Raw genomic sequence first — 23,794 nt, 5'->3', positions numbered from 1 at the left:
CGCGCCATCAAGACAGAGCACAAGGGAGTCGCCCCAGATGTCGCAGAAGTTCCCCATCATTTCGGTCACCGGGTCGTCGGGCGCCGGAACCTCCACGGTCAAGCACACCTTCGAACAGATCTTCCGCCGTGAGGGCGTCACGGCCGCCATGATCGAGGGCGATGCCTTCCATAGCTTCGACCGCATGGAGATGAAGGCCGAGGTTCAGCGCCGCAACGAAGCCGGCGATAACACCTTCAGCCACTTTAGCCTCGACGCCAACCTGATCGGTAAGCTGGAGGAATCCTTCCGAAGCTACAGCGAGACCGGCAAGGCCTTCACCCGCCACTACGTGCATGACGCGGGGGAATCGGAATTGTACGGCGTCGAGCCCGGTAAGTTCACCGAGTGGGAGGACATCGGCCAGGACTGCGACCTGCTATTCTACGAGGGTCTTCACGGCGCGGTGAACAAGGATGGTTTCAACGTCGCACAGTACGCAGACCTTAAGGTCGGCGTCGTGCCCGTCATCAACCTGGAGTGGATCCAAAAGATTCACCGCGACCGGGCCTCGCGCGGCTATTCGACGGAAGCCGTGCAGGACGTCATCCTGCGCCGCATGCACTCCTACACCAACGTAATCTGCCCGCAATTCACCGAGACCGACGTCAATTTCCAGCGCGTGCCGGTGGTGGACACGTCGAACCCGTTCGTCGCCCGCTGGATTCCAACGGCGGACGAATCTTTGGTGGTGATCCGGTTCAAGAACCCGCGCGGCATCGACTTCTCTTACCTGACGTCCATGCTCCACGATAGCTGGATGTCGCGCGCCAACTCCATCGTCATCCCCGGCGGCAAGCTGGATCTGGCGATGCAGTTGATCCTGACGCCGATGATCGAGCGTCTGGTGGACCGCGCGCGGCGCGCCCGCAACGGCTGAGGACCGGCCCGGCTCTCTCTCTCCCCCACCGCCTTGCGCCTGCCCCGCGCTCCATCGGAGACAGGCGTTGGCGGGCCGGCCCGCCCCTGGCACCGGATGGGCCGGGTGGGGAAGGCTCCTCCCTCCCAGCCTTCCCCACCCTTCGGCCTCGCGGTTGCGGTCCCTGCTATCCCCGGGCGGCGGACCGCTTGTACAATCCCGATGACATCCACATAAGGGACGCCACGTCATGAGCTTCGACCGTTCGCTGAAGATCGCCCCATCGATCCTGTCCGCCGACTTCGCAAACTTCGGCGCCGAGTGCCGGGCCATCGAGGCCGAGGGCTGCGACTGGGTTCATGTGGATGTCATGGACGGCCATTTCGTGCCCAACATCACCTTCGGGCCGGCCATGTGCAAGGCGATCCGTCCGCACGTGAAGACGGTGATGGACGTGCATTTGATGATCGCCCCGGCCGACCCGTACCTGGAGGATTTCGCCAAGGCCGGCGCCGACGTCCTGACCATCCACCCAGAGGCCGGCCCGCACTTGGACCGGTCGTTGCAGCTGATCCGCTCGCTGGGCTGCAAGGCCGGCGTCGCGCTCAATCCGGCCACGCACGAAAGCGCCATCGAGCACGTCCTGGATTCCATCGACATGGTGCTCGTGATGAGCGTCAACCCGGGCTTCGGCGGCCAGAGCTTCATTCCCAGCGCGGTGGAAAAGGTGCGCCGCGTGCGGGCGATGACCGGCGACCGTCCGATCCACATCCAGGTGGACGGCGGCGTTACGCCCAAGACAGCGCCCCTGGTCACTGAGGCCGGCGCTGACGTGCTGGTGGCCGGCTCCGCCGTGTTCAAGGGCGGGTCGGTGGACACTCCGTCCGTCTACGGCGACAACATGCGCGCCATCCGCGAGAGCGTGGCGGCCGGCGCCAAGGCGGCATAGGAACAGCGCCTTTTCCACAAATCCTCTGTTCCGGGCGCCGGAGAGGTGGTATCGTTTCCGATGGGCATGAATGCCCATCGCTTCACTTGTGGACCAGGATGGCCCCCATGCTTGTGAACGGCACCGCCTCTGGCGCGTCCACACTGGCGTTCGTCGCGCCAGGCGGGACACGATCCTCGCAGACATCGCTCAACAGCGGGACGAATCCGCTGGTTGCCGTCGTGAAGGCGAGCGACCCGGCCCAGGCCGACACCCTGGAGGACGATCTCGCATTGTCCAAAGAGGCCGTGGCGCGACTCGAAACCGCCGAAAAGGAAATGCGCGAGGCCCGCAAGAACGCCGCGCGCGAGAAGGTCGCCCGCCTGAAAGCCCAGCTTCAGGCGTTGCGCATGCTGGCCGTCTCGGATCCGGAAGCGGCCGCCCGTGAGGCCGCGCGTCTGGCCCGCGAACTGGCTGCGGCCGTGCGGGCATACGTCAGCGCCGGAGGCGATGCCAGCGAGGCGGCCAACGCCACCGGGGCGACGACCTCGACGAACGCGGCAGCCTCGTCCGGCGGCGACGACCCATCGGCCAGCGCCAGCGAATCGACCACGACGGACGCGGCAGCCCCGTCAGACGATGACGCGGCTGCGGCGGAGCGCGTTTCGGTCCCGGGGACGCAAACCGAGGACATGATCAAAACAACCATCGCGAAGATGAACGCCGAAGCCGCTGAGCGCAAGGCGGATACCGACTTCGCCAACGACGCCCGTCTTGTGCTCAACGCGCTGAAGGCGATCATCGAGAACGCCCAACGCCGCAAGGATGAGGGGACGGGGCGGGCCGCGCTGCTTGAGGTGGAACAGGCCTTGGGCCAGTTGCAGGGCACGTTGACGGGCCAAACGACCGACACGGACCCGACGCTGGCGGTGCCCTCCATCAGTCTGCTGGTCTGAACGACTCCCCAGCCGCGCCCCGCGCCTGGCCGACGGTGCATGCTGTCCCTTATTGTATTGATTGCAGACCTCAGGAGTCGAGTTTCGACGGCGAAGCGTGTACCGTACGCCCCGATTCTGGTTCGCCACTGAAGGAACGTCCGATCCATGATCCACCGAGCGGGTATTGCCGCCCTGGCCGGGCTGTTGCCGTTGTCGCTTGTCTTGGCCCTGTTGAGCATGCAGTCCGCCCAAGCGGACGACTCCGACATTGCCCGACCCGCCCGCATCGCCGCCGCGCAAGCCGCCGACATCACCGAAACACACGAGTTTCCCGCCCGTACCGAAGCCGTGCAAGTGGTGGACCTGTCGTTCCGCGTGCCGGGGCAGCTCCAGTCCCTGCCGGTGCGCGAGGGCGAGCTCGTGAAACAGGGCACGCTGATCGCACGGCTTGACCCGGCCGACTACGAGCGCAAGGTGCGGGAGGCCGAGGTCAACCTGACCTCCGCGCGTCAGGATTTCGAGCGCAAGCAACAGCTTGTCGGACAGAACGCGGTCTCGCGGCAGGCCTTTGACGATGCCCGCAACGCGCTGGACCTGGCCGAGGTAGCCCTGGAGCAGGCCCGCCAGAATCTGGAATACACGAGCCTGACAGCGCCCTTCGACGCCATTGTCAGCCGCCGCTTACTGGATTCGTTCACGAACGTTCAGGCCGGCCAAGCCGTCGCCCGCCTTCAGGACGTCAGCGAGATCCGCGTCGCCGCCGACATCCCCGAATATCTCATCGCGCGCGACAGCCAAAAGGACGGGATTGAGGCTGTCGCCGTCTTTCCGTTCCTTGCCGACCGAACCTTCGATCTGACCTTTCGGGAGATCTCCACCGAGGCCAATAACGTCGCCCAGACCTACCGCGTCTCCTTCGGCATGCCGCGCCCTGAGGACGTCAACATTCTGCCCGGTATGACCGCCACCCTGCGTGCCCAGGGACCGGCGCGCAACAGTCCGGAGGGCACGGTCATCGTGCCGCCGAGCGCCCTCGTTTCGGTCTCGCCGGATACCGAGGGACCGAACGACACGCGCTTTTTCGTCTGGGTGGTGACGGGCGAGGACGGCGCCGTCTCCCGCCGGCCCGTGAGTGTGGCCCGCATGACCAACAGCGAGGCCTTCGTCTCCGTCGGCCTAACCCCCGGTGACCGCGTGGTGACCGCCGGCGTGCATCACCTGCGCGACGGCATGCGCGTCCGCCCGCTCGAACAAGAGTAGGCCGAAACCATGGACGTCGCGCGTGCCTCCATCGAAAAGCCGGTCAACACTTGGCTGATCGTCCTCATCTGTCTGCTGGGCGGCCTGTACGGCCTGTTGTCTGTTGGCCGCCTGGAAGACCCCGCTTTCACCATCAAGGAAGCCCGGGTCATCACCACCTACCCCGGCGCAACCGCCGTCGAGGTCGAGGAAGAGGTCACCGAGCCCCTGGAATCGGCCATCCAGCAGATGGCCCAGCTCAAGGAAATCCGCTCGGTCTCCCGGCCCGGGGTGTCGGAAATCACCGTCGAGATCCAGGACACCTACGACGGCGACGAGTTGCCGCAGGTCTGGGACGAACTGCGTCGTCAGGTGAACGATGCCCGGGCCTCTGTGCCCGACAACGCCGGTTTGCCGGCGGTGTTCGACGACTTCGGCGATGTGTTCGGGTTGTTCTACGCCATGACGGCCCCCGGCTATTCCGACCTGGAGATCATCGAGATCGCCAAGTCGCTGCGCCGGGAGCTGCTCACCGTGCCCGGTGTGGCCAAGGTCGAGACCGCCGGCGAGCCGCAACCTGAAATCCATATCGAAATCCCGCAGGACAAGCTGACCCGGATGGGCGTGTCGATCGGCAGCGGGATCACCCTGCTGGACGTCGAAAACAAGATCCAGCCCGACAGCGTCGTGACCATCGGCGAAGACCGCGTGCGCATCAGCATCGATGATGCGTTCGACACGGTGGAGGCCCTGGAAAATCTGATGCTGGGCACGCCCGGCAGCACGGCCATGGTGCGCCTGCGCGACGTGGCCGATGTCAGCCTGGGCCGGAACGCGCGGCCAGACCTGCTCATCCGCCACAACGGCGAGCCCGCCGTCACCCTCGCCGTGTCGGCGGTCGCCGACACCAACGTCGTCGAGGTCGGCGAGGCGGTGCGGGCGAAACTCGACAGCCTGATCCCATTCCTGCCGGTCGGCGTCGAACTCCACACCATCTACAACCAGGCCACCGTCGTGGATCAGGCGGTCAGCGGATTCCTGATCAACGTGCTGGTCTCGGTATCGATCGTCGTCGCCTCACTGTGCGTGTTCATGGGCTGGCGCGCGGGTGTCGTGGTCGGTTCCATCCTGTTCTTGACCGTGTTCGGCACGCTGCTGGCCATGTGGCTGGGCGGGATCGAACTGGAACGCATCTCGCTGGGCGCCCTGATCATCGCCATGGGGATGCTGGTCGACAACGCCATCGTCGTCGCCGAGGGCATGCTGATCGGCATGCGTCAGGGCAAGACGTCTCTCCAGGCGGCCAGCACCGTCACCCGCCAGACCCAGTGGCCGCTGCTGGGCGCCACGGTGATCGGCATCATGGCGTTCTCGGGCATCGGACTGTCGCCCGACGCCACGGGCGAATTCCTGTTCTCGCTGTTCGCGGTCATCAGCATATCGCTGCTGCTGAGCTGGGTCCTGGCCGTGATGGTCACGCCGCTGTTCGGGCACTACCTGTTCCCACGCGGCCGCCCAGGCACCGACGGCACGGGCGACGACGATCCCTACGCGGGCCGGTTGTTCTCGGCCTATAGGGGCCTGCTGCGGGGGGCACTGCGGCACCGCTGGCTGACGGTGGTGGCGCTGGTCGGGGTAACCGCCGGCTGCCTTTACGGATTCGGGTTCGTCAAGCAGGGCTTCTTTCCCTACTCCGACACGCCGATGTTCTACGTCGACGTCTGGATGCCCCAGGGCACCGATATCCTGGCCCTCGAACGGACGATGAAGGAGGCGGAGGCGTTCGTCCTCGACCAGGAGGCCACCGAGAGCGTCAGCACCTTCGTGGGCGGGGGCGCCACCCGGTTCATGCTGACCTATTCCCCGCAAGCCGCCAACCCCGCCTACGGTCACATGATCGTGCGCACGACCTCCCGCGAGGGTATTCCCAGGCTGATCGATGCCATCCGGGGCCCCTTGGCGGAGCGATTCCTGGATGCCCAGGTCTTCACCCGGCGGCTGGTGTTCGGGCCCGGCGGCGGCGCCAAGCTGGAGGCCCGCTTCTCCGGTCCGGACGCCGACGTGCTGCGCACGCTTGCCGCCAAGGCCGAGGCTGTATTCCGCGCCGACGGCGGCATCATCGACATTCGCACCGACTGGCGCCAACGGGAGATGGTGCTGCGGCCGCAGTTCGCGGAAAGCCGGGCGCGTATCGCCGGCGTCAGCCGTAACGATCTGGCCCAGACGCTGATGTATTTCGGCGACGGGGTCCGGATCGCGACCTTTCGCCACGGCGATGAGTTGATCCCCATCATCATGCGCGCGCCAGACAGCGAGCGCGGGGACCTCAACGCCATCGGCGATCGTCTGGTCTGGAGCAACGGCCAGAGCCAGTACGTGCCCGTGGGCCAGATCCTGGATGGTGTGGCGGTCGAGACCGCAGACACCATCGTCCGCCGCAAGAACCGGGTACGCACGCTGAACGTCCAGGGTGACCCGGCCGGCGACCAGAGCGTCGCGGCGGTTCACGCCCGCATCAAGGACGCCATCGAAGGCATTCCCCTGCCCCCCGGCTACACCTTCGAATGGGGCGGCGAGATCGAGGACACGGCCGAGGCCCAAACCGCGTTGATGAGTCAGGTGCCCGTCGGGTTTCTGGTGATGGTTTTGATCACCGTGTTGCTGTTTGCCACCGTTCGCGAACCGCTCATCATCTGGCTGGTGGTGCCCATGTCCATCTGCGGCGTGACGCTGGGACTGCTGGGAACCGGACTGGCGTTCGATTTCATGTCGCTGCTGGGCATCCTCAGTCTGTCGGGGATGCTCATCAAGAACGCCATCGTCCTGGTGGAGGAGATCGATCTGCAGCTGGAGGAACAGGACGACCGCTTCGCCGCCCTGGTGCAGGCCGGCGTCAGCCGCCTGCGGCCGGTGGTGCTGGCGGCCGGAACCACCATCCTGGGCATGCTGCCGCTGCTGACCGACCCGTTCTTCGCCTCGATGTCCGTGACCATCTCGGGCGGGCTGGCGTTCGCGACCATTCTGACCCTGGTGGCGGTGCCGGTGTTCTACAGCCTGTTCTATCGGATCCGGCCGGCGCCGGAAGGGCGGGGCGCGACCGTTACGGCATCGTGAGATGGGCCTCCGGCCCGGCCTCCAGAACCTCCCGCACGATGTCGAGCGCGCGCCGCAGACGCGCCGGATCCGATTCAGCCCCCAGGCACAGCCGCACGCCTTCCGGCACGGCCTCGGGACCGACGTGAAACGTCGAGGCCGCCAGCACCAGGACGCCGCGCGCCGCCAGGGCATCGCGGAACCCCTCGGCGCGCCAGGGAGCCGACACCGGCAGCCACAGGTGAAACGACCCGGGTCCGCTTGTCCACGGCAGATCCCGCAGCGCCTCCTCCGCCAGCGTGCGGCGCACGGACACGGCCTGCCGCTGGGCCTGGATCAGACGGCCCGCCTGCCCGTTCAGAATCCACCGCGCCGTCATCTCCACCATCAGCGGCGGCGCCATCCACAGGCTGGAGCGCACCGACGCCCCGAAGCGCCCCCGCAGCGGCTCCGGCACCACGGCAAACCCGGTGCGCAGCCCGGGCGCAAGAACCTTTGAGGTCCCGGACAAGAAGACCGTACGGTCCGGGATCATTGTCGCGATCGGCGGAGGGCGCTCGCCGGGAATCAGGCCGTAGATGTCGTCCTCGATCAGCCACATCCGGCGCCGGGCGATAATCTCGGCCAGTGCCTCGCGCCGGGCCGGTGACGAGGTCACCGCGAGCGGGTTTTGCATCGTCGGCACGCCGAACAGCACCAAGGCCCCAGACCGCTTCGCCGCGTCCTCCAGAGCCTCGGGAATCAGTCCGTCGTCATCCAGGGGCACCCCCACCAGCTTGAGCCCCTGGCGCTCGGCCACCAGTTTCAGGCCGGGAAACGTCAGCGTGCCGCACAGCACCGAATCCCCGGGCCGCGCCAGGGTCATCAGCGCCACCGTCAGCGCGTGCTGGACGCCAGCCGTGACGACGATGGATCCCGGGTCCACCGCGTATCCCACTAGGCCGACCCAGCGTGCCCCGGCCTCGCGGTGGCGTGGCATGCCAATATCCGCCTGATAGGCCAACAGGGGCCCGAGATCGGCAGGCGCGTCCGCCAGATCGCGCAGGGTCGCGGCCAGCAGGATGTCCGCGCCCACCTCCACCGGCAGGTTCGGCCCCATATCGACGGCGGCGGGACGGTCCGCCCGGACTGGCGCCTCCGAGGGCGGGGCCGGAATGCGAAGCTCCAGGGCGCTCCCGAAGGCGCCAATCCCCGGAGCGCGCACGAATGTGCCGCGTCCGACCGTACCGGAGGTCAGGCCACGCCGGCCCGCCTCGGCGTAGGCGCGGGTCACGGTCGTGACGGTCACCCCCAGCGACTCGGCCAGGGCGCGGTGCGTCGGAAGGCGGGTCCCGGGGGCCAGACGCCCGGCCGACAGGTCCTCCTCCAGGGCATCGGCGATGGCGCGGTATACGGGGGCCCCGGGATCCAACGCTCGGGGGCGCCACTCGGCTTCGGCCATCAGAGAGATCCTCGCTCAAATTGTATGTAGGACAAAGCAAGCATTGACAGGGCCTCTCTGTCAAAGAAAACATTTGTCAGGGAGACATTCCCCACGCTGGCCAACGGTGGCTGCAAATTGTCTCTATCTGTAAGTAGGACAATACACCCACCGATCGGCCATCGGGAACCACTTCCGCCCCTGTCGCCGACCGCCCATGGAGGCCCGCCATGACCGCCCTGCCCCATCCTGCCCCCGGCCGTTTCACCGCGCAGATCGTCAGTCGCGGCGGCCTGGAGGCCGCACGCGACATGATCGCCGGTCTGCTCGCCCCGACGCCTCAGATCACGTGGCCGCTGCTGAACGCGGCAACCGGCTGCGACGTTCTGGTCAAGCACGAGAATCACAACCAGACCGGGGCCTTCAAGGTGCGCGGGGGGATGGTCTACATGATTCCCCTGAAGTCCGAACGTCCGAGCCTTGAGGGCGTGGTCTGCGCCACGCGCGGCAATCATGGGCAGTCGATCGCCCTGGCCGCGCGTCACGTGGGACTGTCGGCCACGATCGTGGTCCCGCACGGCAACAACCCGGAGAAGAACGCGGCCATGCGCGCCTACGGCGCCACGCTGATCGAGCACGGGGACGACTTCGTCGAGTCCATAGCCCACGCCCAGGCGTTGTCCACCGAACAGGGTCTTCACATGGTGCCGGCCTTCCACCCCTGGCTGGTGGCCGGCGTCGGCACCTACGCCCTGGAGCTGTTCACCGCGGCCCCCGACCTCGACGCCGTGTTCGTGCCCATCGGCCTCGGATCGGGCATCTGCGGCCTGATGTCGGCGCGTGATGCCCTGGGTCTGCGCACCCGCATCTACGGCGTCGTCAACGAGACGGTGGACGCCTACCGCCGCTCGTTCCGGGCGGGGGAGCCGGTGTCGTGCGAGAGCGCCGAGACCCTCGCCGACGGCATCGCCGTGCGCGTTCCCAATCCGGAGGCCCTGGGTGCCATCCTGCGCGGGGCCGAGGATGTGCTGACCGTCACCGACGACGAAATTCTGGCGGCCATGGGCCTGATGTTCTCGGCCACCCACAACGTCGCCGAGGGGGCCGGGGCGGCGCCGCTGGCCGCGCTGCTGCGCCACCGCGACGCGCTGGGGCTGGCCGGAAAACGGGTGGGCCTGATACTCTCGGGCGGCAACGCCGACCGCGCCCTGTTCACCCGTGCCCTGTCCACCCTGGAGTCCTGACCGGGAGGAAGCCCGTGACCGAAGAACTGTTCCGAACCGATGCCTACCTGAACGCCTGTGACGCCACAGTGACCGCCGCCGGACCGGAGGGCATCCGCCTGGACCGCACGGTGTTCTACCCCATGGGCGGCGGACAACCCGGCGACACCGGCCGGCTGCGCCTGGAGGACGGCACCGTCGTGGACATCGTGGACACCCGCAAGGCCCCCGACGGCGACGGGATCATCCATGTTCCGGCCGAGGGCGCCGCCCTGCCCGCCCCCGGCGCGGCCGTGACGGCGGAGATCGACTGGGATCGGCGCCACCGCCTGATGCGCATGCACACCTGCCTGCACCTGCTCAGTTCCCTGGTGGCCGGCGGGGTGACGGGCGGCAGCGTCGGCGACGGCAAGGGCCGGCTCGACTTCGACCTGCCCGAAAAGACCGTGGACAAGGACAGTCTGACCGCCGCGCTCAACGACCTGGTCGCCCGCGATGCTTCAGTCGGCATGCGCTGGATCAGCGACGACGAAATGACCGCCCAGCCCGATCTGGTGCGCACCATGTCGGTCAAGCCGCCGATGGGAACCGGCCGGGTGCGGCTCATCGACGTTGACGGCATCGACCTGCAACCCTGCGGCGGAACCCACGTCGCGCGCACCGGCGAGATCGGCCCGGTCGCGGTCACCAAGATCGAGAAGAAGGGCAAGCACAACCGGCGCATCAACCTCGCCTTCGCCTCCGACTGAACGGACAGGCTCCCGCCGGGCCAAGGGATACTTGAGCCGGATCGCTCATGCCCGTAAGGTCCCTCCCAAACGTAACGGCGGTCGCACGCCGCGATGGCCACGGTGGGGCGAGGAGACCATGTCAAAAAGCGAGAACCTGATCGGCGACATGCCCGTGAAGGGATTGGTGGACCGGATTGTGCCGGGGCCATTGCTGCCGTATGCGAAACTGATGCGTCTCGACCGGCCGATCGGCTGGTGGTTGCTGATGTGGCCGTGCTGGTGGAGCACGGCCATGGCCGCCGATGCCTCCACGTACTACCTGCCGGATCCGGTGCTGCTGGTGCTGTTCCTGATCGGGTCCGTGGTCATGCGCGGAGCCGGCTGCACCTACAATGATCTCGTTGACCGGAACATCGACGCCCAGGTGGCGCGCACGGCGGCCCGGCCCATTGCCGCCGGCGTCGTCTCGCCAACCCAGGCCAAGATATTCCTTGTGATCCTGATGTTGATCGGCTTGGCGGTGCTGCTGTCCCTGAACGGGTTCGCCATCATCCTGGGCATCATCTCCCTGCCCCTGGTGTTCGCTTATCCCTTCATGAAGCGGATCACCTACTGGCCCCAGGCGTGGCTGGGCATCACCTTCACCTACGGCGCCCTGATGGGATGGGCGGCCGTGCGCGGCGAGTTGGACTGGGCCCCCATCGTCCTGTACGTGGCCTGCTGGTTCTGGACCCTGCACTACGACACCATCTACGCCCACCAGGACAAGGAAGACGACCTGCTGGTCGGCGTGAAGTCCTCGGCCCTGGCGCTGGGCCAGAACACCCAGCCGGTCCTGCTGCTGTTCAGCACCATCTTCATCGCCCTGGTGGGCGTGTCCGGGTGGCTGGCCGGCCTGCACTGGATGTTCTTCGTCTGGCTGGTGCTGCCGTACGTTCACCTGCTGTGGCAGGTGATTCAGGTCGATATCAACGACGGTTCGGACTGTCTGACCAAGTTCAAGTCCAACAAGTGGATGGGGGCGTTGCTGTTCATCGTGATCGTGGTCGGCCGCGTGCTGACCGGCGACGGGGGCATGTAGTTAAGACGCGAGGTCCGCTTCAGCCGAAGTCAGGCGGAACGGCCCGTCGCGCCCAGGCCCATGGTCCCCGGACCATGGGCCTTCTTTGTCTGGTCCGTTCGGCGCGTCGCGCCGTGCCGACCGCACCACGTAGGGAGGCTGGCCGAAGGACAGCCGCCTTCGAACCGACGGGTAGCGGGTGCCCTTCGGTCACCCGCCCGACACTTGACCGCCCGCGCACCGAACCAATCATCCGGTTTGCTCGCTCCACGCGGTGGATTGGCCCCGCGTCGCGGATCGAATCCGCCCTGCGGCGGGAGCAGCGAACGGGTTCGGGCGGGAGACGTCCTCCCGCCCCGCAAAAAACAGGGCGGCTGCCCGAAAGACAGCCGCCCGAAAGAGGGTGGACGGCGGGTGCCTTTCGGCCACCCGCCCGACACCACACCGTGTTCGTGTTAATCCATCGCCTGCACGATCTCCTCGGTCATCTTCTTGGCATCACCGAAGAGCATCATCGTGTTGTCCTTGAAGAACAGCGGGTTCTGCACGCCCGCGTAGCCCGACGCCATGGAGCGCTTCACGAACAGCACCGTACCCGCGTTCTCCACATCCAGCACCGGCATGCCGTAGATCGGGCTGGACGAGTCGGTCTTAGCCGACGGGTTGGTGACGTCGTTGGCGCCGATGACATAGGCCACGTCGGCGGTGGAGAACTCGGTGTTGATGTCCTCCAGTTCGAACACCTCGTCATAAGGCACGTTGGCCTCGGCCAGCAGCACGTTCATGTGCCCCGGCATGCGGCCCGCCACCGGGTGGATGGCGTACTTCACGTCGATGCCCTCGGCCTTCAGCTTGTCCGCCATCTCGCGCAGGGCATGCTGGGCCTGGGCCACCGCCATGCCATAGCCCGGCACGATGATGACCTTGGAGGCGTTCTTCATGATGAAGCTGGCGTCGTCGGCGCTGCCCGGCTTGACCGCCTTATCGCCGTCCGTGCCGGCCGCCGCCGTGACACCCTCGCCGCCGAAGCCGCCCAGGATGACGTTGAAGATCGACCGGTTCATGCCCTTACACATGATGTAGGACAGGATGGCGCCGGAGGAGCCCACAAGCGCGCCGGCCACGATCAACAGCGGGTTGCCCAGCGTGAAGCCGATACCGGCCGCGGCCCAGCCCGAGTAGCTGTTGAGCATGGAAATCACCACCGGCATGTCGGCGCCGCCGATGGGGATGATGAGCAGGAAGCCGAGAATGAAGGCCAGCGCCGTCAGCAGGCCGAAGACGACATAGCTTTCGGTGGCACAGAAGATGACCAGCAGCACCAGGATGGCAATCCCCAGCGCGGCGTTCAGTTGGTGCTGGCCCTTGAAGATCACCGGGGCGCCAGACACCAAGCCCTGAAGCTTAGCGAAGGCGATCACCGATCCCGAGAACGTAATGGCACCGATGGCCAGGCCCAGCGACATCTCGATCATGCTGGAGATCGGCACCGAGCCCACGGCGCCGATGCCGTAGTTCTCCGGCGTCAGCAGCGCGGCCCAGGCCACCAGCACGGCGGCCATACCCACGAGAGAGTGGAACGCCGCCACCAACTGCGGCAGCGCCGTCATCTGCACCTTGCGCGCCACCACCGCGCCGATGCCGCCACCGATGGCCACCGCGAGCGCCATGGGCAGGTAGTTGACCACGTTCGGCGAGATCAGGGTGGTCAAAACGGCGATGACCATGCCGATCATGCCGAACAGGTTGCCCTGCCGCGCGCTGGTGGGAGAAGACAGGCCCCTGAGTGCCAGGATGAAGCACACCGCAGCGACCAGATAGGCCAGCATTGTCAGACCCGAGGTCATGTCTCGCCCTCCTTATGTCTTTTTCTTCTTGAACATGGCGAGCATGCGCTCGGTCACGATGAAACCGCCGAAGATGTTGATCGACGCCAACAGCACGGCGGCAAGGCCCAGCCAGCTTGCACTGGTGAACTCGGCCGGGCCGGCGGCGATCAGGGCACCAACGATGATCACCGACGAAATGGCGTTGGTCACACCCATCAAGGGCGAGTGCAGCGCTGGCGTGACGCTCCAGACGACATAGAAGCCGATGAAGCAGGCCAGCACGAACACGGTGAACAGCCACCAGAACTCGCCCGCATGACTGGCGGCGCCAGCCGAGCCCATCGCCGAGCCGGCGACCTGCTCGGCCAGAGTGCGCGCCTGCTCGGCCAGTGTCCCCGCCTGTTCGGCGAGCGCATCGACCTGGGACGCGATGGTATCGGGTTGATTGGCCATGGTGTCCCTCTCCTAGTTCGAGCCTTCGACGAGCCTGGGGTGTACGACCTTGCCGTCGTGGGTGACGCAGGTCCCTTTCACCGTCTCATCCTCCCAGTTCAGTTTGAGGGCCTTGGCCTCCTTGTCGAACTGGGGCGTGAAGAAGTTCAGCAGGTTCTTGGCGAACAGCGGGCTGGCGTCGGCGGCGACACGGCTGGGCAGGTTGGGATAGCCGATGATCTTGACGCCCTCGACCTCGACCATCTTGTCAGGCTCGGACAGTTCGCAGTTGCCGCCCGCCTCGACCGCCATGTCGACGATCACCGAGCCTTTCTTCATGCTCCGGACCTGTTCGGCGGTCACCAGCTTGGGCGCCGGACGGCCGGGAATCAGAGCGGTGGTGATGACGATGTCGGTCTTTTTCAGAACCTCAGAGATGACCTGCTTCTGCTTCTCGAAGTATTCCGGCGGCATCTCCTTGGCGTAGCCGCCCGCCGTCTCCGCCTGCTTCTCCATCTCCTCGTCGACGGTGACGAACTTGCCGCCCAGGCTTTCCACCTGCTCACGGGTCGCCGGACGGACGTCGGTGGCCAGGACGACGGCGCCCATGCGCTTGGCCGTGGCGACGGCCTGCAGGCCGGCCACGCCGGCGCCGAACACCAGCACGCGGGCCGGCGGCACCGTGCCGGCGGCGGTCATCATCATGGGGAAGGCGCGGGAGAAGGCGTTGGCCGCCTCAATCACCGCCTTGTAACCGCCAAGGTTGGCCTGTGAACTCAGGATGTCCATGGACTGGGCGCGGCTGATGCGCGGCATCAGTTCCATGGCGAAGGCCGAGATCCCGGCCGCCGCAAGCGCATCCACCAAAGACTTTTCCGTGAGCGCGTTCAGATGACACATCAGCGTCGCGCCCCGTTTCATCAGGGCGATCTCGTCCATGCCCTCGTCGGCGGTCCCCTCATTGGCCATAAGGGGTCTCTGGACCTTCCAGACGAGATCGGCGTCGCCCAGCGTGGTCTTGGCGTCCGGGGCGATTGTCGCGCCCACATCCTGGAGCATGGCGTCGGTGACATCGGCACCAAGCCCGGCACCGCTTTCCACCACCACCTCGACACCAAGCCCGACCAGTTTCTTGGCGACCTCCGGCGAGATCGCCACGCGCGCCTCGTCGGGACGGCGTTCCTTTGGTACGGCGAGTTTCATGGATTGGAACCCTCGATCGATCAACGAATAACGGGTATCGGCGAAACGGTTGCCACATCCCCGCTCGGATATTGGGAGCGGTCGGGGATTCGGCAACACCATGTCCGGAGGCGCGGGCACACACGCCGTCCCGACGGGAGGGACACTCCGTCCCGAAGTGGGGGGACCCTAGCCGATCGGACGACCCAAGGCCACCGTTTCGCAGCGCAATATGGACCGAAAGTCCCAGGCACGCGGTTCGTCAGGGTCATCCGCAGCGGTCTTGCGGCGGTGCTGCTGTCGATCACCGCATCGGGTCCCGCGCCAGCGTCCTCCCAACAAGACCAGCATTTGTTGTACGCGGCCCGCTTTCTCGGCCTGCCGGTCGGAGACGTCGCGGTTCGGCTGCAGGAAACCGAAGGCCGTTACAGGGTCACCGTCAACGGCCGCGCCACCGGCCTGTTCTGGGCCTTGCGCGGCATCCGCGCCCACAGGGAGGCCAGCGGCCGGATCGGCGACGACGGCGCGCTGGAGCCCACCGCCTACCGGCGCGCCTACCGGGAATGGGAGAAGACGGGAGAAACGCGCGTCGCCTACGACCAGCCGGACGGCATCCCGCAGGGCTACAAGAACGGCGAGCCGGTCGACCGCATGGAGTCGGAGTTGCGTGCCGGAACCCTCGACCCGCTGTCGGCGCTGGTGACCGCGCGCCGCCGGGTTGCCGCGCTGGCGGACCTGGGCGACGACAACCCCGCCGAAATGGTGGTGCCTGTGTACGACGGCAAACTAAGATATGATGCCCGAGTCCACATCGGAGCGCCCGAGACCGTCACCACCGCCGGTCAACCGTGGCGCGCGCGCGAAGTCACCGTGCGCTTCGACCCGCTGGGCGGCTTCAGCGACAAGCACGCCGCCGAGTGGCGCGAGGGTGGCCTGCGGATCGCGGTCACCGACCACGGGCTCGCCATCCCGCTGCGACTCGATGTCGACCAGGGCTGGGGCCTGTTCGATCTGGTCTATGTCGGCCGCTGCGGCGCGGTTGAAACGCCCTGCCCCGGCAACGAGGTGGATCCGCTGGAGGATCCTAAGCCGTGACGGTGGCGTCCAGCGCGTACCCGGCGGCGCGCACGGTGCGAATCAGGTCAACCTCTCCCTCTGTGTTCAGGGCCTTGCGCAGACGGCGGATATGCACGTCGACGGTGCGCGGCTCGACGTAGATGTCCGGCCCCCATACGGCGTTGAGCAGGGCCTCGCGCGAGAACACGCTGCCCGGATTCTGCATCAGGAACCGCAGCAGGCGAAATTCCGTCGGCCCCAGGTGGACATGCCGCCCCGCCCGCGTGACCCGGTGCGCGCCAAGGTCCATGACCACGGTGTCGTATTCCAGCACGCCTTTGGGCTGCGACGGCTGCACACGTCGCAGATGCGCCTTCACCCGGGCCAGCAGTTCCGGCACCGAGAACGGCTTGGTGATGTAGTCATCGGCCCCGGTGTTAAGGCCGCGCACCTTGTCTGCCTCCTCGCCGCGCGCGGTCAGCATGACGATCGGCACCTCGCGCTCCTCGGGTTTGCGGCGAAGCTGGCGGCACACCTCGATACCTGACAGGCCCGGCAGCATCCAGTCCAGCAGGACGAGGTCGGGCCGGCTTTCCGAGAACACCGTCAGGGCTTCTTCGCCGTCCATGGCCTCGCAGACCCGATAGCCTTCCTTCTCTAGATTGTAGCGCAGGACCGTGACCAGCGCGGCCTCGTCCTCGACGATCATCACCAGCGGCTTCATGGGTTCCATGGTCTCCACTACCCATTCACGTCAGAGGGAGTTCGCCGACCGCGGGATCAAAGTCGTGCCCCGCGCCTTTCGGCCGGACGTCCTTCAGCGGACGCCCCTGAACAAGATAGTAGATGGTCTCCGCGATGTTGGTCGCGTGATCGCCAATCCGCTCGACGTTCTTGGCGATGAACATCAGGTGTGTACAGGAGGTAATATTCCGGGGGTCTTCCATCATGTAGGTCACCAGTTCCCGGAACAGACTGGTGTGCAGTTCGTCGATTTCCTCGTCGCGATGCCACACCGCGATGGCGCGTTCGACGTCGCGCTCGACATAGGCGTCAAGCACATCCTTGACGATCTCCTGGGCCAGCCGGGCCATGCGCGGCATGGCCGCGACAGCCCGCACCGGTGGGGCCTGATTGACGACCATCGTCCGCTTGGCGACGTTGGCACCGTAATCGCCGATCCGTTCCAGATCGCCCGCGATCTTCAGGGCTGCGACGATGTGGCGAAGGTCCTGAGCCACCGGCTGACGCAGCGCCAGCAGCCGAACCGCGCTGTCCTGGATTTCGCGTTCCAGGGCATCGACCTTGGCGTCACCGGCGACCACCTCCGCCGCCAACCGGCTGTCACGCCGGACAAGGGCCTGAACGGCGGCGGCCAGTTGCGCCTCGACCAGCCCGCCGGCCCGCACGACGGTGTTCGCGAGTTGCACCAACTCGGCGTCGAAGGACCGAACAGTATGGTCTCCGCGTTCCCCCCCCACAGCAGCCAACCTTTCAGCAAACCCCATGAACTGGTCCCTGCTCAGCCGAAGCGGCCCGTGATGTAGCCTTGTGTCAGCTTGTGCTCCGGATTCGTGAAGATGGTCTCTGTATCGCCCATCTCTACAAGGTTGCCAAGATGGAAGAAGGCCGTGCGCTGGGAGACGCGAGCCGCCTGTTGCATCGAGTGCGTGACGATCACGATAGTATAGTTGCCGCGCAGTTCGTCGATCAGTTCCTCGATCTTGGCGGTGGCGATGGGATCGAGCGCGGAACACGGCTCGTCCATCAGGATCACCTCGGGGCTGACGGCGATGGCGCGGGCGATGCACAGGCGCTGCTGCTGACCGCCCGACAGGCCGGTGCCCGGAGTCTCGAGGCGATCCTTCACCTCACCGAGCAGGCCGGCGCGCTCAAGGCTGGTGTGAACGATCTCGTCCAACTCGTCCTTGTGCGCAACCAAACCGTGGATGCGCGGGCCGTAGGCCACGTTCTCGAAGATCGACTTCGGGAACGGGTTCGGCTTCTGGAACACCATGCCCACGCGGGCGCGCAGTTGCACGACATCCACCTTGCGGTCGTAGATGTCCTCCCCGTCCAGCCGGATATCCCCGGTGACCCGGCAGATATCAATGATGTCGTTCATGCGGTTCAGTGCTCGCAGAAACGTGGACTTGCCGCAGCCGGACGGGCCGATGAAGGACGTCACCTCGTTCGGCGCGATATCCAGGCTCACCTCTTTGATGGCCTGCTTCGCGCCGTAGAAGACGTTGGCGCCGCGCGCCGCCACCTTGGCGTCGCCGTCCACGGTGGGCTTGCCGGCCGTGGTCTCGGGGTACTCGTGCTGCTGCTCGGGATCGTTCCGCAGATGGGTCATGGTTTTTTACCACCGTCGTTCAAAGCGTTTGCGCAGCAGCACGGCCGCCGCATTCATCAGGATGAGGAAGCCCAGAAGGCACATGATGGCCGCCGAGGTGCGCTCGGTGAACGCGCGCTCGGGGCTGTCGGACCACAGGTAAATCTGCACAGGCATGACCGTCGCTGGGTCCAGAGGCGATCCCGGAATGTCCACTACGAAGGCCACCATGCCGATCATCAGCAGCGGCGCCGTCTCACCCAGCGCCTGAGCCATGCCGATGATGGTGCCGGTCAGCATGCCAGGCATGGCCAGCGGCAAGACATGATGGAAGATGCATTGCAGCTTGGAGGCGCCGACGCCCAGCGCGGCTTCCCGAATCGAGGGCGGAACCGACTTCAACGCGGCGCGGCTGGCGATGATGATGGTCGGCAGCGTCATCAACGTCAGCACCAGACCGCCAACCAGCGGCGCGGAGCGCGGCATTCCGAAGAACTGGAGGAACACCGCAAGGCCGAGCAGACCAAAGACGATGGACGGCACGGCCGCCAAGTTGTTGATGTTGACTTCGATGATGTCCGTCAGCCGGTTCTTAGGCGCGAACTCTTCCAGGTAGACGGCCGCCGACACACCGATGGGAAACGACAACGCAAGGGTCACCATCAGCGTGAACATGGACCCGACGGCCGCGCCCCAGATACCGGCCAATTCCGGTTGCCGGCTGTCACCGTTGGTGAAGAACCATCGGTTGAACGATGCCTCAACCTCACCCTGACGAATGAGCTGTTGCAGGTAGTCGGCCTGTTTCTCACTGATCAGGCGTTCCTCCGGCGACAGCGACCAGTCGACCGACGTGCTGCCTTCCTTGAACGCCGTGAAATCAACCACCGGATCCACGTTGCCCTTCAGGACCTGGTCGTACTCCGAGGCCAGCGGCACGCGTACGCTGATGCGCTGCCCGACCAGCGACGGATCGTCCATCACCATGTCGCGGATCACATAGTTGGCGCCCGGACTGATGAGTTCGCGCACGGCGCGCCGCGCCTGTCGGTCGGTGGCTTCCGGGAACAGGGCGTACATGGCGTCGTTAACGGCGGACTGATAGTTCGCCTTGGACAGCACCTCCGGGTCCCCTGTTCCATCGGGGTCGATGTCCTGCGGATACAGGGTCACGTCCAGATGCACGGTGTACTGCTGGAAAGCCGTGAACCCGTTGCCGATGATGGTGACGAACAGGGTCACCAGCATCGCCAGCGCGATCAGGATGGCCGCGATGCCATACGCCTGGAAGCGCTTTTCCGCCGCATAGCGGTGCTTCAGGGTCGCACGCATCTTTTCCTTGGGGGTCGTGACCGACCCGGCATTCGTCGTCATGGATCCTCACTCGCTCCGGTCATGGCGGAGACGCGGGCGGCGCCGGCTCAAGCGGCGCCGCCTGTTGATCGCTACTCGTACTGCTCCCGGTACTTCCGCACCACATGCAGAGCGATGATGTTCAGGCACAGTGTCATCAGGAACAACACCAGACCCAAGGCGAAGGCCGCCAGTGTCTTGGGGCTGTCGAATTCCTGGTCACCGACCAGCAGGGTCACGATCTGCACCGTCACCGTCGTCACAGCCTCCAGCGGGTTGGCCGTGAGGTTGGCTCCCAGCCCGGCGGCCATGACCACGATCATGGTCTCGCCGATGGCCCGGCTGACGGCGAGCAGAATGCCGCCGACGACGCCCGGGAGGGCGGCCGGCAGGATGACCCGCGTGATCGTTTCCGACTTGGTCGCGCCCAGACCGTACGAGCCTTCCCGCATGGACTGCGGCACGGCGGTGATGACGTCGTCGCTGAGGGAACTGACGAAGGGAATGATCATGATCCCCATCACCATGCCGGCCGCCAGCGCGCTTTCCGAGGACACGTCGAGGCCAATGCTCTCACCCACGCCGCGGAAGAACGGAGCCACCGTCAGGGCGGCGAAGAAGCCGTAGACCACCGTGGGAATGCCGGCCAGGATCTCCAGGATCGGCTTGACCACCGCCCGCACCCGGTTGTCGGCGTATTCGGCCATGTAGATGGCCGAGAACAAACCGACCGGGACTGCTACGCACATGGCGATGAGCGAAATCAGGATCGTACCGGCGAACAGCGGCACCGCGCCGAAGGCACCGGTGGAGCCGACCTGATCCTCGCGGATCGCCGTCTGAGGGCTCCAGTGCAATCCGAAAATGAAGTCGGTCACCGGGATCTGGGCGAAGAACCGCATCGCCTCGAACAGCAGTGACAGGACGATGCCCACCGTCGTCAGGATGGCCACCGTCGAGCACAAAATCATGAACCAAGTGATGGCCCGCTCAACGTGGTTGCGGGCGCGCATCTCTGGAGCGATGCGGGTCCAGGCAAATCCGGCGCCGGCGCCGGCCAGGGCCAAGCACACGACGAACATCAGGATGTAGCTGGTTTCGCGGTACCCTGAATAGACGTCCGCCACCTCCTGCATGAAGGCGGCGTGCCCGGTCGAGGCTCCGCCGGCCGCCATGTTGCGGATTTCCGTCTGCAACAGACCGAACTGGTCGGCCGCAAGGTCTTCGAGCCGGATGGTCGTCTGGTCCGGGGACAGGCCGAGCAGCAATGCCAGCTTCGACTGCCGGATCGTCTCAAGATTGTTGGCCTCGGCAATATGTTGCTGGAAATAGTCCAGCGCCGCGTTCATCGCCAGGGTCGGTTCCAGAGGCAACCACAGCACCAGCAGGATCAACGCCGGCACCGCGCTCCAGAGCGCAACGAAATGGCCATGGTAATTCGGCAGGGAATGAAGACTGCGGCTGACGCCGCCGCTGCGGACGACCGCCCTGCGGCGCCCCATGACGAAACCGGCCGCCGCCAGAAGCACGATAGCGACAATAACAAGTATGGTATCCATGAACGAATTCCCGTGTTCCGGACCAGGGTCCGTTGGGCATGAGGTCCGGGTCTCGGCTCAGGACCGGACGTGTCCGGCTGATCCTGTCGCGGGCCATGACGCCCTTTAGTAGCTCTGTTCCGAAAAAAAAAGTGATCACCGACGGCCACCGGCAGCCGGCCGGAACCGGCCGCCAGTGACTCGTCGGCGTCATCCCACGGATGACACCTGCCGAAGCGGGTTGTCCTTAGTTGACGTTGTCAACCTTGCCCACGACGGCCTCGCGCATGGCCGCACGCTCGGCGTCCGGCATCGGGATCAGGCCCTTGTCGGACAGGTAGCCCTCGGGGCCCCAGGCGGCGTCGGCGGTGTACTCTTCCAGGAACTCTTCCATGCCCGGGATCACGCCCATGTGCGCCAGCTTGACGTACACGAAGAGCGGACGGGAGACCGGGTAAGCGCCGGAGGCGATGTTCTCGAAGGTCGGAGCCTCGCCCTCGATCACCGCACCCTGGATCTTGTCCATGTTCTGATCCAGGAAGGAATACCCGAAGATGCCGACGGCGGCCGGGTTGGCTTCCAGCTTCTGAACGATCAGGTTGTCGTTCTCGCCGGCCTCGACGAAGCCGCCGTCCTCACGCAGGGTGAAGGCGCGGGCCTTGAAGTCGTCCTTGGACAGGTCCTGGCATTCGGCGAACGCTTCGCAGCCCGGTTCCATGACCAGTTCCAGGAAGGCGTCACGAGTGCCGGAGGTCGGGGGCGGACCCAGAATCTCGATCTTTTCGTCCGGCAGCGACGGATCAATATCGCTCCAGTTCATGTAGGGGTTCGGAACCCACTGACCGTCCTGCGGCACGTCCTTGGCCAGGGCCAGGAAGATCTGCTCCTTGGTCAGTTCCAGCACGGCGGACGCCTTGGAGTTGGCCATGACGATGCCGTCGTAGCCAACCTTCATCTCGGTGATCGCCTCGACGCCGTTGCTGGCGCAGGTCTCGATCTCGGACGACTTGATGGCGCGCGAGGCGTTGGTGAAGTCTGGATGCTCCACGCCCAGGCCAGCGCAGAACAGCTTGAAGCCGCCGCCGGAACCGGTGGACTCGACGACCGGGGTCGGGTTGCCGGTCTTCTTGCCGAAGTTCTCGGCCACGACCGTGGTGAACGGATAGACGGTCGAGGAACCGACGATGCGGATCTGGTCGCGCGCCTCGGCAACGCCGACGAAACCGACGGTGGCCACGGCGGCCAGCAGAATGCTCTTCTTGATCACGAGGACCTCCAAAATCGTTTTGGGAAGCGTTTTTCGGAAGGAAACCCTTCTCGAACAGCCTCGGCACGGGCGGTTCCCGCCACCGAAAGGACACGCCATTTCGAACGTCTCGCCGGACGTCCGAATGCGCCGCACCGTACTCGCGGACGGAGACTCCCTTGTGACAGGTCCGTGAATGTTTTTTTACAAGGACGGATGAATGCCGGTTTTATCCACGCGGCTTTTTCGCACCGCACCATTCCGGCGCGCGCGACCCCATGCCCAGGCACCCTTTCGGGCGCCGGACAGCGTGACAAGACGATCAGGAAATCCGAAACGCCCCTCAGCCGTCCGCCGTGATTCGCGCGATCAGCTCGGACAGGACATCGCGGGCCTTCTCATTCGCGATCTGGCAGGTTCCGGCCGCGTTGTGTCCGCCGCCGCCGAATTCCAGCATCAAGGCGCCGATATTGGTGCGCGAAGATCGATCAAAAATCGACTTGCCCACCGCGAACACCGTATTCAATTGCTGGCGCCCCCACATGACATGCACCGAAATGTTGCACTGGGGGTAAAGGGCATAAATCATGAAGCGGTTGCCGGCCCAGATGGTCTCTTCCTGCCGAAGGTCCAGAACCACCAGATTGCCATGAACGGTGCCGCAGCGCTGCAACTGGTCCTTGAAGCGCTCCTGGTGCTCCAGATAGAGACCAACGCGCTCCTGCACATCGGGCAGGGCCAATATTTCTTCGATTGAGTGTTCGAGACAGTAATCGATCAATTCCATCATCAAGGCGTAGTTCGAAATCCGGAAGGTTCGAAACCGCCCCAGACCCGTTCGCGCATCCATGATGAAATTCAGGAGTTCCCACCCCTTTGGATTCAATATTTCATCTTTTTCATATTGAGCAGAATCTGCTTTGTCCACCGCCTCCATCATTTCATCAGAAATGCGAGGAAACGCTGACTTGCCCCCAAAGTGTTCGTACACGACCCGCGCCGCCGAAGGCGCCAGCGGATCAATGATGTGATTGTCGCGCCGACCGACACGGATGGTTTCCGACAAATGGTGGTCGAATGCCAAATAAACGCCGGGAACGAAGGGAAGATTGGTGGTAATATCGCGGTCACTGATCTCGACCTGTCCGTCCTGCATGTCCTTGGGATGGACGAACAGGATCTCGTCGATCATGTCCAGTTCCTTCAGCAACGCTGCACAGACCAGCCCATCGAAATCGCTGCGTGTCACAAGGCGATGCTTGGCGTCCGCCATCCCACGTCCTCCCACCTGCA

General features: G+C 65.5%; 20 protein-coding genes. 9 read left to right on the top strand and 11 right to left on the bottom strand.

The genetic code is table 11. The annotated features are described in order from the left end of the window. Window positions 1–37: 37 nt before the first annotated feature. The 5 genes from BLS85_RS01610 (at window position 38) to BLS85_RS01590 (ending at window position 7,117) form a co-directional block, all read left to right on the top strand. The gene (locus BLS85_RS01610; RefSeq protein WP_092781099.1) at window positions 38–919 is read left to right on the top strand and encodes a phosphoribulokinase; all 882 of its coding nucleotides are present in this window, start codon (window positions 38–40) and stop codon (window positions 917–919) included. A 229-nt stretch (window positions 920–1,148) separates the two neighbouring features. Then, on the top strand, window positions 1,149–1,847 hold the full coding sequence (gene rpe / locus BLS85_RS01605; RefSeq protein ID WP_092781096.1) for a ribulose-phosphate 3-epimerase: 699 nt from the start codon (window positions 1,149–1,151) through the stop codon (window positions 1,845–1,847). Window positions 1,848–1,954: 107 nt separating this feature from the next. Beyond that, window positions 1,955–2,782 carry a hypothetical protein gene (locus BLS85_RS01600; protein ID WP_092781093.1) on the top strand — a complete coding sequence of 276 codons (828 nt, stop codon included), beginning with the start codon at window positions 1,955–1,957 and terminating at the stop codon, window positions 2,780–2,782. Window positions 2,783–2,929: 147 nt separating this feature from the next. Then, window positions 2,930–4,024 (top strand): efflux RND transporter periplasmic adaptor subunit, encoded by a 1,095-nt coding sequence (locus tag BLS85_RS01595; protein WP_092781090.1) that lies wholly within the window; start codon window positions 2,930–2,932, stop codon window positions 4,022–4,024. A gap of 9 nt (window positions 4,025–4,033) precedes the next feature. Beyond that, window positions 4,034–7,117 (top strand): efflux RND transporter permease subunit, encoded by a 3,084-nt coding sequence (locus tag BLS85_RS01590; protein ID WP_092781088.1) that lies wholly within the window; start codon window positions 4,034–4,036, stop codon window positions 7,115–7,117. On the opposite strand, the gene BLS85_RS01585 is transcribed toward BLS85_RS01590, so the two are convergent. Further along, complete coding sequence (locus tag BLS85_RS01585; protein WP_092781085.1) at window positions 7,104–8,537, bottom strand: aminotransferase-like domain-containing protein; 1,434 nt, start codon at window positions 8,535–8,537, stop codon at window positions 7,104–7,106. The genes BLS85_RS01590 and BLS85_RS01585 overlap by 14 nt on opposite strands. 209 nt (window positions 8,538–8,746) lie before the next feature. On the opposite strand from BLS85_RS01585, the gene BLS85_RS01580 reads away from it, so the two are divergent. From BLS85_RS01580 to ubiA, 3 genes are all read left to right on the top strand, one after another. Then, window positions 8,747–9,760, top strand: a complete 1,014-nt coding sequence (locus tag BLS85_RS01580; protein ID WP_092781082.1) for a threonine dehydratase — start codon at window positions 8,747–8,749, stop codon at window positions 9,758–9,760. 14 nt (window positions 9,761–9,774) lie between these two features. Continuing rightward, on the top strand, window positions 9,775–10,488 hold the full coding sequence (locus BLS85_RS01575) for an alanyl-tRNA editing protein (RefSeq protein WP_143027050.1): 714 nt from the start codon (window positions 9,775–9,777) through the stop codon (window positions 10,486–10,488). Window positions 10,489–10,606: 118 nt separating this feature from the next. After that, complete coding sequence (gene ubiA / locus BLS85_RS01570; RefSeq protein ID WP_092781079.1) at window positions 10,607–11,551, top strand: 4-hydroxybenzoate octaprenyltransferase; 945 nt, start codon at window positions 10,607–10,609, stop codon at window positions 11,549–11,551. A 434-nt stretch (window positions 11,552–11,985) separates the two neighbouring features. Here ubiA and BLS85_RS01565 read toward each other — a convergent pair whose 3' ends face one another. From BLS85_RS01565 to BLS85_RS01555, 3 genes are read right to left on the bottom strand one after another with little or no spacing between them, the layout of a single operon-like run. Next, a complete protein-coding gene (locus BLS85_RS01565; RefSeq protein WP_092781076.1) occupies window positions 11,986–13,377 on the bottom strand; it encodes an NAD(P)(+) transhydrogenase (Re/Si-specific) subunit beta in 1,392 nt (463 codons plus the stop codon). Between the two features lie 12 nt (window positions 13,378–13,389). After that, entirely contained in the window at window positions 13,390–13,812 is a 423-nt protein-coding gene (locus BLS85_RS01560) for an NAD(P) transhydrogenase subunit alpha part 2 (RefSeq protein WP_092781073.1), read from the bottom strand. Window positions 13,813–13,824: 12 nt separating this feature from the next. Next, window positions 13,825–14,994: a Re/Si-specific NAD(P)(+) transhydrogenase subunit alpha gene (locus BLS85_RS01555; RefSeq protein ID WP_092781070.1), complete on the bottom strand. Its 1,170-nt coding sequence runs from the start codon at window positions 14,992–14,994 to the stop codon at window positions 13,825–13,827. 330 nt (window positions 14,995–15,324) lie between these two features. On the opposite strand from BLS85_RS01555, the gene BLS85_RS01550 reads away from it, so the two are divergent. Continuing rightward, window positions 15,325–16,068, top strand: a complete 744-nt coding sequence (locus BLS85_RS01550) for a DUF3108 domain-containing protein (protein WP_176793248.1) — start codon at window positions 15,325–15,327, stop codon at window positions 16,066–16,068. On the opposite strand, the gene phoB is transcribed toward BLS85_RS01550, so the two are convergent. The 7 genes from phoB to BLS85_RS01515 all read right to left on the bottom strand — a co-directional run bounded on the left by phoB (window position 16,058) and on the right by BLS85_RS01515 (window position 23,774). Next, on the bottom strand, window positions 16,058–16,753 hold the full coding sequence (phoB, locus tag BLS85_RS01545) for a phosphate regulon transcriptional regulator PhoB (protein ID WP_092782085.1): 696 nt from the start codon (window positions 16,751–16,753) through the stop codon (window positions 16,058–16,060). The genes BLS85_RS01550 and phoB overlap by 11 nt on opposite strands. Before the next feature lie 25 nt (window positions 16,754–16,778). Beyond that, complete coding sequence (phoU, locus tag BLS85_RS01540) at window positions 16,779–17,537, bottom strand: phosphate signaling complex protein PhoU (protein WP_092781065.1); 759 nt, start codon at window positions 17,535–17,537, stop codon at window positions 16,779–16,781. Between the two features lie 14 nt (window positions 17,538–17,551). Further along, window positions 17,552–18,385, bottom strand: a complete 834-nt coding sequence (pstB, locus tag BLS85_RS01535) for a phosphate ABC transporter ATP-binding protein PstB (protein WP_092781062.1) — start codon at window positions 18,383–18,385, stop codon at window positions 17,552–17,554. Between the two features lie 6 nt (window positions 18,386–18,391). Further along, a complete protein-coding gene (pstA, locus tag BLS85_RS01530) occupies window positions 18,392–19,738 on the bottom strand; it encodes a phosphate ABC transporter permease PstA (protein WP_092781059.1) in 1,347 nt (448 codons plus the stop codon). Between the two features lie 71 nt (window positions 19,739–19,809). Next, the gene (gene pstC / locus BLS85_RS01525; protein WP_092781056.1) at window positions 19,810–21,276 is read right to left on the bottom strand and encodes a phosphate ABC transporter permease subunit PstC; all 1,467 of its coding nucleotides are present in this window, start codon (window positions 21,274–21,276) and stop codon (window positions 19,810–19,812) included. Window positions 21,277–21,502: 226 nt separating this feature from the next. Beyond that, window positions 21,503–22,522, bottom strand: a complete 1,020-nt coding sequence (locus tag BLS85_RS01520; protein ID WP_092781053.1) for a PstS family phosphate ABC transporter substrate-binding protein — start codon at window positions 22,520–22,522, stop codon at window positions 21,503–21,505. Window positions 22,523–22,844: 322 nt separating this feature from the next. Next, window positions 22,845–23,774 (bottom strand): exopolyphosphatase, encoded by a 930-nt coding sequence (locus tag BLS85_RS01515; RefSeq protein WP_092781050.1) that lies wholly within the window; start codon window positions 23,772–23,774, stop codon window positions 22,845–22,847. Between the last annotated feature and the right edge of the window lie 20 nt (window positions 23,775–23,794).

This window comes from Rhodospira trueperi (assembly GCF_900101965.1).
GTDB lineage: Bacteria > Pseudomonadota > Alphaproteobacteria > Rhodospirillales > Rhodospirillaceae > Rhodospira > Rhodospira trueperi.
This window is presented reverse-complemented; position numbering and strand designations above follow the sequence as displayed.